A 12,095-nucleotide genomic window follows, 5' to 3' on the forward strand; every position below is an offset into this window, starting at 1 on the left:
GACGCGCTTTCGATGCCGGCCATTCTTTGCCGGCCGCCTCTTTGTTCCACCCGTCAGCAGACGGGTGGAACGCTTTGTTTCCACTTCATATAATTGGTTCAGAGATGGTCTCTGATAGTGTCCGCGATCATCACGTCAAGGCTGCTGGCCTTCACGCCGAGGAGACGCTCGGTATCGGAAGCATCGACCAGCAGCGGGCGATCGAAGAGATATTTCATTTCCGCGAGCTCATGCATGCCCAAGGCTTCCATCTCGGCGATGGAATAGCAACGCATTGGCGCAACCTCCCTTCCGAGCATCGTCGCGGTTCTGCGGATAAGATCGCGGGGCGAAGCGTATTGCGACGGGACATGGAAGGCTCGACCCCATTCACCCGTGTAGGAGGCTGACGCGACGAGCGTCCGGGCGACGTCCTTGATGAAAGCCCAGGCATGATCGGCGTCGAGGTCTCCCAAGAAGGCGACAGGCTTTCCTTCAACGATGGATGGCAGCGCGAGAAGCGAGAAGTAGGTGACCGCGCCGTGCCCCAGATAATCGCTGGAACGCACCTCGATAGCCGGCACGTTGGCGCGAGATACACGCTGCCACATTATCGTCCGAACAGTCCCCTTCCTCGATGTCGGGTCGAGAGGCAGGTCCGAGCGAAGGGGACTGTCGGCGTTTCCGCCGTAGCCGTAGAGGTTTCCGAGCAGGATGACCTTCGCGTCGACGGCCTCCGCCGCGCGCACCGTGCCGTCGACGATCGGAAAGAAGTCGGTCGGCCACCGGTGGTAAGGCGCCATGGCACACATGAAGATGGCATCCGCACCTCGGCTGATGCGTGAAAGTTCGGCGGCATCGGTAGCGTCCGCCTGCCTCGCGCGCACGCCGGGCAAGTCGATATCGCCGACACTCCTGCTTGTCAGGATGACGTCATGTCCTTGCTCACCGAGCAGGCGAGCCGTCTCACGCCCGACCGGGCCTGCTCCGACGACAACATAGTAACTCATATGAACCTCTTTGCGTTGGCAAACGAGGCGCAGGTCTAAAGGGCTTCGGCATTGAAAATCGCGCAGGAACCGCCAAATGTTGAACAGGTTCTGCCATGATTTTGAGGCTCGTTTCACATGGATCCGCAGTTCGCTTCGGCCCGGGCCTCGGCTGGCATATCAATCGCTTTCCGGCATGTTGAAGCAGGCACCTATCGACTGCCGCGGGCCGATCATCACCGCATCATGATCCATGCCAGCGCGACGACGCGCACCTATTGCAATGACGCCGGGCGATATTTCTTACGGCGAGCTGGTGACATTGATTTCGTACCCGCGGGACAGGAGGGCGGGTTCGAGGCTGAAACCTCATTCGAGACGAGGGAGGTTCGCCTGCCGCCCGCCATGCTCGAGGGTGTGGCGTCGGAGATTGAGGGCAGTGCAAGGGCGCGTCGTTTCGACATGCGGCACCTGCTTCGGGACGAACGTATCGAATACCTCGTCCGGGCACTGGAAACCGACCAAAACGCAGGCTCGGCAGGTGGGGCTCTGTTCGCCGAAAGTGTCGGCATCGCGCTTGCGGTCCGGCTGATTAGTCTCGACGATTGGAGACGGATCGAACGGTTCGGCTGTCGGATGCGCAGTTCAAACGCATGCTGGACTATGTCGAGGCACATCTTTCCGAACCGCTCACGATCGATACGCTGAGCCGCATCGCCAGCGCCAGCAGCTCGCATCTCAGGACCTGGTTCAAAGCGGCGACCGGCATGACTCTTCACCGCTATGTGCTGCGGCGCCGGGTTGAGCGTGCCCGCTCCCTGATTCTTGGAAGTGACCTCAGCACCAGCGAGGTGGCCTATCTGACGGGCTTCGCGCATCAGTCGCACCTGGCGCATTGGATGCGCCGCGAGATCGGGCAAACGCCGCGCAGCTTGCGACGGACGCGACCGAAGCAGTGACGCGAGCCATCGCATCGCCGGGCCGCCTCGTTCGGCGGCAGTGGATCACCGGCATGGTCCCTTTTACGTGAGTGAGCCGGGGAAAGATTTCCGTCCTGGCCACACTTGTTGCATAATCGCCACAATGCGTTGCATACATCCGACGCAATGACCGACTCTAGACGGCGACATGGCTGCTGAGGCTCCAACACTGAACCAACCGGTTTTCAGCCGGGCCGACGTTCGCGACGGCCGCCGGCTGCTGGCGCTGCCTGGCGTGGTCGCGATCGTAGGCGCAATGATCACGGCAGCGATCTCGTTTGCCATTCTGGTCGGTGCGACGCCGATCGCACCCAACGCCAACACGACCTGGGCGCTGATCGCGCTCAATGCCGTCTTCGTGCTGTTCTTGATCGCGCTGGTCGCCCGCGAGGTGCGTCGCATCGTCATGGCACGGCGGCACGGCAGGGCCGCCTCGCGGCTGCATGTGCGCATCGTTGCCATGTTCGCGCTGGTCGCCGCCATTCCGGCGATCATGGTGGCGATCATCGCCTCGATCACGCTCGACATCGGCCTCGACCGCTGGTTCGAGATCCGCACCAAGACCATCGTCAATTCGTCGCTGTCGATCGCGGACGCCTACGTCCAGGAAAATGCGCGCAACTTGCAGGGCACGACGCTGTCGATGGCCTATGATCTCGACGCTTCGCGCACGCTCTATGGTCTCGACCGCACCGGGTTCCTCGACCTCATGAACAAGGAAGCTGTCGGCCGCGGGCTGGCGCATGCGGCGCTGATCAAGCCCGACGGCTCGTTCGTGATGAGCGCCAAGACCGATGCCGATTTCGCCATGCCGGAGCCGCCGCCAGGCGCTGTCGGCACGGCCGCCGACGGCAAGCCGGTGCTGATCGAGCCGCGCACCCGCAACATCATGGGCGCCATCGTCAAGCTGCGCGAGATCGAGGGTCTTTACCTCTATACGATCCGCCTGGTCGACCCCGAAGTGATCCGTGCGCGCCAAATCGTCAAATCCAACACCGACGAATACCGCAACCTCGAGGACAACCGCCGCACCTCCCAGGTGGCCTTCGCGCTGCCCTATCTGTCGCTGACGCTGATCATCATCTTATCGGCGATCTGGACCGGCATTGCGGTCGCCGACCGGCTGGTGCGGCCGATCCGCCAGTTGATCGGTGCGGCCGACGAGGTGGCGACCGGCAATCTCGACGTCGCCGTCCCCGTGCGCCAATCCGACGGCGACGTCGCCTCGCTCGGCGAAACCTTCAACAACATGATCCTCGAGCTCAAGTCGCAGCGAAACGAGCTTCTTTCCGCCAAGGATCTGATCGACGAGCGGCGGCGCTTCTCCGAAGCCGTGCTTGCCGGGGTCACCGCCGGCGTTATCGGTGTCGACTCTTACGGCATCATTACCATCGTCAACCGCTCCGCCGAGACCATGCTGGCGATCTCTGCGAGCGCGGCGCTCGGGCAGAACCTCTCGGCTATCCTGCCGCATGTCGGCCGCGTCTTCGAGATCGGGCGCCAGTCCGGCAAGCCGGTCTATCGCGAGCAGGTGACCTTCTTCCGCACCGGCATGGAACGGACCTTCAATGTCCAGATCACAGTCGAGGCGGACGACGAGGGCGCGGAAGAAAAATCCTATGTGGTCACTGTCGACGACATCACCGATCTGGTCCAGGCGCAGCGCTCGTCGGCCTGGGCGGACGTCGCGCGGCGCATTGCACATGAGATCAAGAATCCGTTGACGCCGATCCAGCTGTCGGCCGAGCGCATCAGGCGCCGCTACGGCAAGGTCATCACCGAGGACCGCGAGGTCTTCGATCAGTGCACCGATACCATCATCCGCCAGGTCGAGGACATCGGCCGCATGGTCGACGAATTCTCGGCCTTTGCCCGCATGCCGAAACCGGAGATGAAAGTCATCGATCTGCGCGAGTCGTTGCGTGAGGCGTCATTCCTGGTGGAAGTCAGCCGCTCCGACATTGCTTTCCAGCGCGATTTCGGCAACGAGCCGCTCAAGGGCACCTTCGACAGCCGTCTGATGGCGCAGGCCTTCGGCAACGTCATCAAGAATGCCGCCGAGGCCATTGACGGACTTGATGCGATAGATCGTTCCGACGGCACAATCCGGATTCAAGCCGGGCGCCAAGATGGCGCCATAAGAATCGACGTTATCGACAACGGCAGAGGGCTGCCGCGCGAGAATCGGCAGAGGTTGCTCGAGCCCTACATGACGACGCGCGAAAAAGGCACTGGCCTTGGCCTCGCTATCGTCAAGAAGATCGTGGAGGACCATGGCGGCCGGCTCGAGCTGCACGACGCGCCGCCGGATTTCCACGGCGGCCGGGGCGCGATGATCTCGATCATCCTGCCGCCGGCGGCGGTCGTTGCCGCGCCGCCACGCGGCGAAGGCCGCAACCAACACGAACGAGAAACTGAAAAGGTCGGTAATGGCGTCTGATATTCTCATCGTCGATGACGAGGAAGACATCCGCGAGCTCGTCGCCGGTATCCTGAGCGACGAAGGTCACGAAACCCGCACGGCACACGATGCCGACAGCGCGCTTGCAGCAATTGCCGATCGCGCCCCGCGGCTGATTTTCCTCGATATCTGGCTGCAGGGCTCGCGTCTCGACGGCCTGGCGCTGCTCGACGAGATCAAGACGATGCATCCGAACATGCCGGTGGTGATGATCTCCGGCCACGGCAACATCGAAACGGCGGTCTCGGCCATCCGGCGCGGCGCCTATGACTTCATCGAGAAGCCGTTCAAGGCCGACCGTCTCATCCTGGTTGCCGAACGCGCGCTGGAAACGTCCAAGTTGCGACGCGAGGTCTCCGACCTCAAGCTGCGCAGCGGCGAAACCTTCGACCTGATCGGCATGTCGTCGGCGATGAGCCAGTTGCGGCAGACCATAGAGCGCGTCGCGCCGACCAACAGCCGCATCATGATCGTCGGCCCGTCCGGCTCCGGCAAGGAACTGACGGCGCGCGCCATCCACGCGCTGTCGGCGCGCAAGACGGGGCCGTTCGTGACGCTGAGCGCCGCCACCATCACGCCGGAACGCATGGAGGTCGAGCTGTTCGGCACCGAATCGAACGGCACCGAGCGCAAGGTCGGCGCGCTGGAGGAGGCGCATCGCGGCATCCTCTACATCGATGAGGTGGCCGACATGCCGCGCGAGACGCAGAACAAGATCCTGCGTGTGCTGGTCGAGCAGCAGTTCGAGCGGGTAGGCGGCACCAAGCGGGTCAAGGTCGATGTCCGCATCATCTCCTCGACCTCGCAAAACCTGGAGGCGATGATCGCCGACGGCCGCTTCCGCGAGGACCTCTATCATCGCTTGGCGGTCGTTCCGGTCATGGTGCCGGGCCTGGCCGAGCGGCGCGAGGACATTCCGTACCTCGTAGACAATTTCATGAAGCAGATCGCGCGCCAGGCCGGCATCAGGCCACGCCGCATCGGCGACGACGCTTTGGCCGTGCTGCAGGCGCACAACTGGCCGGGCAACGTCCGCCAGCTCCGCAACAATGTCGAGCGGCTGATGATCCTGGCGCGTGGCGGCGACGTCGATGCGCCGATCACCGCCGACCTTCTGCCCTCGGAGATCGGCGACGTCATGCCGCGCACGCCGAACCAGTCGGACCAGCACATCATGGCGCTGCCGCTGCGCGAGGCGCGCGAGCAGTTCGAGAAGGACTATCTGATCGCCCAGATCAACCGCTTCGGCGGCAACATCTCGAAGACGGCCGAGTTCATCGGCATGGAGCGCTCGGCCTTGCACCGCAAGCTGAAGTCGCTGGGCGTGTAGCTGTAACTTGGCCCACCCGATTGTACATTGCGGCCGCGGCGGAATCGCCTAAGAAAAGCCGGACATTTCCCCGAGGTGCTCCATGCCGCGCATTGCCTATGTCAACGGGCGCTACGTCGCCCATGCTGAAGCCAGCGTCCATATCGAGGATCGCGGCTACCAGTTCGCCGACGGCGTCTACGAGGTCTGCGAGGTGGCGCGCGGCTATATAGTCGACATGCCGCGCCATCTTGCCCGGCTCAAGCGCTCGTTGAAGGAATTGTCGATCGCTTGGCCCGTCTCGGAGGGCGTGCTGCCGATGCTATTGCGCGAGGTCGTGCGCCGCAACCGCGTCGTCACCGGCCTGGTCTATGTCCAGGTGACGCGCGGCGTCGCCAGCCGCGAATTCTTTTTCCCATCGGCCGACACCAAGTCGTCGCTGGTGATAACCGCCAGAAAGGCCGATCCCGCCGCGGCGGCCAAGCGGGTGGAAACCGGCATCAAGGTCATCACCGTGCCCGAGAATCGCTGGGATCGCGTCGACATCAAGAGCACCGGCCTCTTGCCCAATGTGCTCGCCAAGCAGAAGGCCAAGGAGGCCGGCGCCCAGGAGGCTTGGTTCGTCGACGCGGACGGCACAGTCAAGGAAGGTGGTTCGTCCAACGCATGGATCATCACCAGGGACGGCGTTCTGGTGACGCGGCCGGCCGAGCACGGCATCCTGCGCGGCATCACGCGCACGACGCTGTTCGACGTCGCCGCCAAGCTCGGTTTGAAGATCGAAGAACGCGGTTTTTCGGTCGCCGAGGCCAAGGCGGCGCGCGAGGCTTTCATCAGTTCCGCGACCACGATCGCCATGCCGGTGGTCGAAATCGACGGCGCGCCGATCGCAAACGGCCACCCCGGTTCCATGACACTTTCGTTGCGGCAGGCTTTTTTTGACATTGCGGAAAAAAGTCCAGCCTGATAACCGCAAAGGTGGAATGAACCTCAACTATCTCGTTCTGCTTGTCGTTTAGGCGGCAAGAGGGGGTTTGCGCGCTTGACAGTTGCCGCGTAATTTGGCGCATTGGCCCGCAGACCGAAGGGGATCGGCGAAAGACAAAAACAATGGCGGAACGATCGCAAAACCTTCAGGACCTGTTCCTGAATTCAGTTCGCAAGAGCAAAAATCCACTTACCATCTTCCTCATCAACGGTGTGAAGCTGACCGGCGTCGTCACTTCGTTCGACAATTTCTGTGTGTTGTTGCGGCGCGACGGGCATTCCCAGCTCGTCTACAAGCACGCCATTTCCACGATCATGCCGAGCCAGCCGGTTCAGATGTTCGATGGCGAGGAAAGCCAGGGCGCCTGATTGGCACGTGAGAAGGACGCGGACCGCAGCGTTCGCGGGAAACAAGGACACCAGCTCGGGCCGGAAGCCAAGGATCCGACCCGGGCGGTTGTCATTGTGCCGGTGCTTACGCGCCAGCCGCGCGGCGACGACGATTCGAGCCGTCCGCGCCTGAGTCGCTCGGCGGACGCCCGCCACGACGAGGCGGTCGGGCTCGCCAGCGCCATCGATCTCAATCCGGTCCACACGGCGGTGGTGACGGTCGCCGATCCGCGCCCGGCAACGCTGCTCGGCAGCGGCAAGGTGGCGGAGTTCGCCGACATCGTGAAGGAGCGCAAGGCGGAGCTGGTCATCGTCGACCATCCGCTGACGCCGGTGCAGCAGCGCAATCTCGAGAAGGAGCTGAACGCCAAGGTGCTCGACCGCACCGGCCTGATTCTCGAGATCTTCGGCGAGCGTGCCCGGACCAAGGAAGGCACCCTCCAGGTCGAGTTGGCGCATCTCAACTACCAGAAGGGCCGGCTTGTGCGCAGCTGGACCCACCTCGAGCGGCAGCGCGGCGGCGCGGGTTTCCTCGGCGGTCCCGGCGAAACGCAGATCGAGTCGGACCGGCGCATCCTGCAGGACAAGATCACCAAGCTGAAGCACGAGCTGGAAACGGTTCGGCGCACGCGCGACCTCCATCGCGCCAAGCGCAAGAAAGTGCCATTTCCGGTTGTGGCGATCGTCGGCTACACCAATGCCGGAAAATCGACGCTGTTCAACCGGCTGACCGGAGCAGGGGTGCTGGCCGAGGACGTGCTGTTCGCCACGCTCGATCCGACATTGCGCCGCGTAAGGCTGCCGCACGGCACGCCGATCATCCTGTCGGATACGGTCGGCTTCATCTCGGACCTGCCGACGCATCTGGTCGCGGCCTTCCGGGCGACGCTGGAAGAGGTCGTCGAGGCCGACCTGGTGCTGCATCTGCGCGACATTTCCGACCCCGACACTGTCGCCCAGGCCGAGGACGTCGAGCGCATTCTCGGCGATCTCGGCGTCGATGCGGCCGACACAGATCGCGTCATCGAGGTGTGGAACAAGATCGACCTGCTCGACGAAGGCAATCGCGAGCGTCTGCTGGCCGAGAGCGCCGGCGGCAAGGCGCCGCCGATCGCGATATCGGCAGCGACCGGCGAGGGGATCGACGCGCTGAAGGCGCTCATCGAGACCAGGGTGTCGGGCGAGTTGGAAACCATGACGGTGACGTTGAGCCCCGCCGAGCTCGGCCAGGTCGACTGGCTCTACCGCAACGGCGACGTCGTTTCGCGGAGCGACAATGAGGACGGCAGCGTCACCATCTCGCTGACGGCGACGCATAGCGCAAGGCAGGAAATCGAGAGCAGGCTGCACCGCAAGAATAGCGGCTGACGACGGAGCAATTGCGGGAAAAGTGTGTAGCGGTTTTCCGTCCGGAATTGCGTAAACTTATCTTTCGCTTTTGGCCTGCTGCCAAAGCGCTTCCATCTCGTCCAGCGTCGCTTTCTCCAGCGAACGGCCGGAAGCCTCCAGAGCCTGCTCCACATAATGGAAGCGCGAGCGGAATTTCTCATTGGTGCCGCCGAGCGAGGCTTCGGGATCGAGCTTGAGGTGACGACCGAGATTGACGATGGCAAACAGCATATCGCCGAACTCGTCCTTGATCGGCGCAGCGTCGCCCTTGGCAAGCGCCTCGCGCAATTCGCCGATCTCTTCCTCTATCTTGTCGAGGATGGGAGCTGCCTCGCTCCAGTCGAAGCCGACGCGAGCGGCCTTCTCCTGCAGCTTCAGGGCGCGGGTTAGGGCAGGGAGCGCAACCGGCACGCTGTCGAGATAGCCCTTGCCGTGATCTTCCGGATCGAGGCCGCGCGCGATGCGGGCATTGCGCTTGTCGGCCTTCTCCGCCGCCTTGATCTTCTCCCACATGCCCTTGGCCATGCCGGCGCTGCGCGCCTTCTCGTCGCCGAAGACATGCGGGTGGCGGCGGATCATCTTGGTGGTGATGGCCTCGACGACGTCGCCGAAGGCGAATTCGCCGGCCTCTTGCGCCATCTGCGCATGGTAGACGACCTGCAGCAGAAGGTCGCCCAGTTCCTCGCGCAGATCGTCCAAATCGCCCCGCGCGATGGCGTCGGCAACTTCATAGGCTTCCTCGATCGTGTAGGGCGCTATGGTGGAGAAATTCTGCTCGATGTCCCACGGGCAGCCGGTCTTTGGCGCTCTCAGCGCCGCCATGATCTCGATCAGCCGGGAGATGTCTTTCGAGGGTTTCATGCGACAAACCCTAGCGCGCGCAGCGGCGGGCGACCAATCCCGCCGGCTGGCAAAAGCCTATTGTCCACAGCCGCGCGGCTCTCAGTCGAGCACCGAGACGATCGCCTTGGCGAGGTCATCCATGCCGTCTTCCGGCAGGCCGGCCACGTTGATGCGGCTGTCGCCCACCATGTAGACGGCGTGCTCGGTGCGCAGGCGCTCGACTTGGGCTTCCGTCAGCCCGAGGCGGGAAAACATGCCGCGATGGCTGGCGACGAAATCGAAGCGGTCGGAATTGGACTGCCGGCGCAACGCCTCGGCGAAGGCGACGCGAAGTCTCAGCATGCGCAGCCGCATCTCTTCGAGCTCCGTCTCCCAATCCTTCCTCAGGGCGGCGTCTTCGAGCACCATGCGCACCGCTGCCGCGCCATGGTCCGGCGGCATCGAATAGAGCGCGCGCGCCGCCGCCAGCATCTGGCTCATCGCCACGTCCGCCTGCGCGCCGTCCTTGGCCATGATCATCGCGGCGCCGACGCGGTCGCGGTAGACGGCAAAGTTCTTCGAGCAGCTCGAGGCGACCACCATCTCTGGAACCTTGCCGGCAAGCAGCCGCAGCCCGGCTGCATCGGAATCGAGGCCCTCGCCAAAGCCCTGATAAGCGATGTCGACGAAGGGCAGCAGGCCGCGCTCCAGCAGGACGTCGGCGACCTTGGCCCACTGGGCGGCATCGAGGTTGGCGCCGGTCGGGTTGTGGCAGCAGCCGTGCAGCAGCACGACATCGCCGCTACTGGCGGTCTTGAGCGCCGCCAGCATGTCGTCGAAGCGAACGGCGCCGGAAGCGGCGTCGAAATAGGGATAGTCGCGCACCTGCAGGCCGGCCGCACGCATCACCGGCGGGTGGTTCGGCCACGTCGGGTCGGAGAGCCACACCGTCGCGCCGGGACGGGTCCGCTGCAGAAGCTCGGCCACCAGCCGGAGCGCGCCTGACCCGCCCGGCGCCTGCGCGGCGCGGATGCGCGAAAGGTCGGCTTTGTCGCCGAAGGCAAGCTTGATCATCGCGGCGTTGAAGCCGGTATCGCCGGCAAGGCCGAGATAGGTTTTGGTGTCCTGGCTCGCGAGCAGCCGCTTCTCGGCCTCGCGCACGGCGTGCATCACCGGCGTCCTGCCGTCGCGGTCCTTATAGACGCCGACGCCAAGGTCGACTTTGCCGGGGCGCGTATCGGCGCGATAGAGGCCGATCAAGGCAAGGATCTTGTCGGCGGGCGCGGGCTGCAAGGTTTCGAACATCGATCAGGCTCCAATGGCGGCGGATTGATACGCAAATCGAGCGTATCGCGCCAGCGGTTTCCTCGGATGCCCGCTCGCTTAGGCAGGCCAGACCCGTCGGATCGCAAAAGATACGGCGAGCAGGGATTAAAATCCCCACTTGCTCCGTAAACAGGGGCATGAAACGGTCGATGGCACGCTTCGATATTGTCGGGCAGTTGGGCTCGCTGCGGCGCTATGCGCGCTCGCTGACGCGAGACAGCGCCGATGCCGAGGATCTGGTCCACGACGCGCTGGTGCGCGCCTATGAGCGGCGCGGCACTTTCCGTTCCGGCGGCAACCTGCGCGCCTGGCTGCTCGCGATCGTGCACAACATCTTCATCGACCGCATGCGCGCGCGCCGGTCGGAAGCAGCGCGCATCAAGCAGGCCGGCCGTCTCGCCGATCAAAGCGTGGCCGCGCCCCAGGACCATTCGGTGCGCCTTTCGCAGGTGAGGAACGCCTTCCTGGCTTTGCCGGAAGAGCAGCGCTCAGCCCTGCATCTCGTGGCCATCGAAGGGCTGAGCTACGCAGAGGCCGCCGAGGTCAGCGGCGTGCCGCTTGGAACCCTGATGTCGCGGATCGGCCGTGCTCGTGCGGCTCTGCGCGAAATGGAAGACAGCGCTTCGGCACGCGGCAAAAACCATTTGAGGATCGTTGGGGGTGAGTCATGACCGCTATCGTCGATCTCGTGACCGATGCCGATCTCGACGCCTATGTCGACGATCAGCTCGACGTCGCCCGCCGCATCGAGGTGGAAGCCTTTCTTTCAGCACGCCCGGAAGTGGCAGCGCGCGTGATGTCCGATCTCAGAACGCGCGATGAACTGCGTGTCGCGCTGGCCGGGCCAGGCGCAACCGCACGCCCGGCGACGACCGAAGCGGCGCGGCGGCTGGAGAGGGCGCTTGCCAGGGGGCGCGTCTTTTCCGTGCTGCAGCGGGCCGCGGCGGCGGCTGTGCTGGTGGCGGCAGGGTGGCTCGCGAATGGGGTCTTCGGGCCGATCGCCGTCACCAAGGTCGTCGCCTCGACGCAGCCGCCCGCCTATGTCGAAGAAGCGGTGAGCGCACACCGGACGACGCTGGTGCGCGAGACGATGCCGTCGCAGGCGGAAGCGCCCAGCTACAATGCCGACGAAATCCGCGCCGCGACCGCGATCGTCATGCCTTCACTGCCCGATGATTGGAAGATCCGCGATGTCCAGATCTATCCGTCGCGGTTCGGGCCGAGCGTTGAGATGGCTGTCGAAACGAAGGATCTTGGGCTGGTGTCGCTGTTCGCGATCAGGCCCGGCACCTTCGACGTGGTGAAGCCGACCGTCGCGCCCTCGGGCGACATCTCGTCCGCCTATTTCCAGATCGGCGAGGTTGCTTACGCCGTGGTCGGACGCGGCGATGCGGGCGATCTCGATCGCGCCGCCGAAAGGCTGGCCCGGACGCTCTACTGAACCCACAGCCGATCCAACCAAG

General features: G+C 64.1%; 12 protein-coding genes. 9 read left to right on the forward strand and 3 right to left on the reverse strand.

Annotation, left to right across the window (positions count from 1 at the left end; genetic code table 11):
* Nucleotides 1–98: 98 nt before the first annotated feature.
* Nucleotides 99–989, reverse strand: a complete 891-nt coding sequence (locus tag QAZ47_RS21290) for an NAD-dependent epimerase/dehydratase family protein (RefSeq protein WP_278207900.1) — start codon at nt 987–989, stop codon at nt 99–101.
* 117 nt (nt 990–1,106) lie between these two features.
* Here QAZ47_RS21290 and QAZ47_RS21295 point away from each other — a divergent pair, with 117 nt between their 5' ends.
* The 7 genes from QAZ47_RS21295 (at nt 1,107) to hflX (ending at nt 8,463) form a co-directional block, all read left to right on the forward strand.
* Nucleotides 1,107–1,676 carry an AraC family ligand binding domain-containing protein gene (locus tag QAZ47_RS21295; protein WP_347567154.1) on the forward strand — a complete coding sequence of 190 codons (570 nt, stop codon included), beginning with the start codon at nt 1,107–1,109 and terminating at the stop codon, nt 1,674–1,676.
* Nucleotides 1,622–1,927, forward strand: coding sequence for an AraC family transcriptional regulator (locus tag QAZ47_RS32130; RefSeq protein WP_347567155.1), 306 nt, complete (start codon nt 1,622–1,624; stop codon nt 1,925–1,927). The genes QAZ47_RS21295 and QAZ47_RS32130 overlap by 55 nt, the downstream gene beginning before the upstream one ends.
* A gap of 169 nt (nt 1,928–2,096) precedes the next feature.
* Nucleotides 2,097–4,388: a PAS domain-containing sensor histidine kinase gene (locus QAZ47_RS21300; RefSeq protein ID WP_278202654.1), complete on the forward strand. Its 2,292-nt coding sequence runs from the start codon at nt 2,097–2,099 to the stop codon at nt 4,386–4,388.
* A complete protein-coding gene (locus QAZ47_RS21305) occupies nt 4,378–5,739 on the forward strand; it encodes a sigma-54 dependent transcriptional regulator (protein ID WP_278202655.1) in 1,362 nt (453 codons plus the stop codon). Before QAZ47_RS21300 ends, QAZ47_RS21305 begins: the two co-directional genes overlap by 11 nt.
* A gap of 82 nt (nt 5,740–5,821) precedes the next feature.
* On the forward strand, nt 5,822–6,685 hold the full coding sequence (locus tag QAZ47_RS21310; protein ID WP_278230619.1) for a D-amino-acid transaminase: 864 nt from the start codon (nt 5,822–5,824) through the stop codon (nt 6,683–6,685).
* 143 nt (nt 6,686–6,828) lie between these two features.
* On the forward strand, nt 6,829–7,074 hold the full coding sequence (hfq, locus tag QAZ47_RS21315; protein ID WP_006202172.1) for an RNA chaperone Hfq: 246 nt from the start codon (nt 6,829–6,831) through the stop codon (nt 7,072–7,074).
* Nucleotides 7,075–8,463 (forward strand): GTPase HflX, encoded by a 1,389-nt coding sequence (gene hflX / locus QAZ47_RS21320; protein WP_278230620.1) that lies wholly within the window; start codon nt 7,075–7,077, stop codon nt 8,461–8,463.
* 57 nt (nt 8,464–8,520) lie between these two features.
* Here hflX and mazG read toward each other — a convergent pair whose 3' ends face one another.
* Together mazG and QAZ47_RS21330 are read right to left on the reverse strand one after the other, a co-directional pair.
* Nucleotides 8,521–9,345 (reverse strand): nucleoside triphosphate pyrophosphohydrolase, encoded by an 825-nt coding sequence (mazG, locus tag QAZ47_RS21325; protein ID WP_278230621.1) that lies wholly within the window; start codon nt 9,343–9,345, stop codon nt 8,521–8,523.
* Between the two features lie 81 nt (nt 9,346–9,426).
* Nucleotides 9,427–10,611 (reverse strand): amino acid aminotransferase, encoded by a 1,185-nt coding sequence (locus QAZ47_RS21330; protein ID WP_278230622.1) that lies wholly within the window; start codon nt 10,609–10,611, stop codon nt 9,427–9,429.
* Between the two features lie 170 nt (nt 10,612–10,781).
* On the opposite strand from QAZ47_RS21330, the gene QAZ47_RS21335 reads away from it, so the two are divergent.
* Both QAZ47_RS21335 and QAZ47_RS21340 read left to right on the forward strand, forming a co-directional pair.
* Nucleotides 10,782–11,303, forward strand: coding sequence for a sigma-70 family RNA polymerase sigma factor (locus QAZ47_RS21335; RefSeq protein ID WP_278230623.1), 522 nt, complete (start codon nt 10,782–10,784; stop codon nt 11,301–11,303).
* Nucleotides 11,300–12,073, forward strand: a complete 774-nt coding sequence (locus QAZ47_RS21340) for an anti-sigma factor (protein WP_278230624.1) — start codon at nt 11,300–11,302, stop codon at nt 12,071–12,073. Before QAZ47_RS21335 ends, QAZ47_RS21340 begins: the two co-directional genes overlap by 4 nt.
* Nucleotides 12,074–12,095 lie beyond the last annotated feature (22 nt).

The sequence above is a fragment of the Mesorhizobium sp. WSM4904 genome, from assembly GCF_029674545.1.
Taxonomy (GTDB): Bacteria; Pseudomonadota; Alphaproteobacteria; order Rhizobiales; family Rhizobiaceae; genus Mesorhizobium.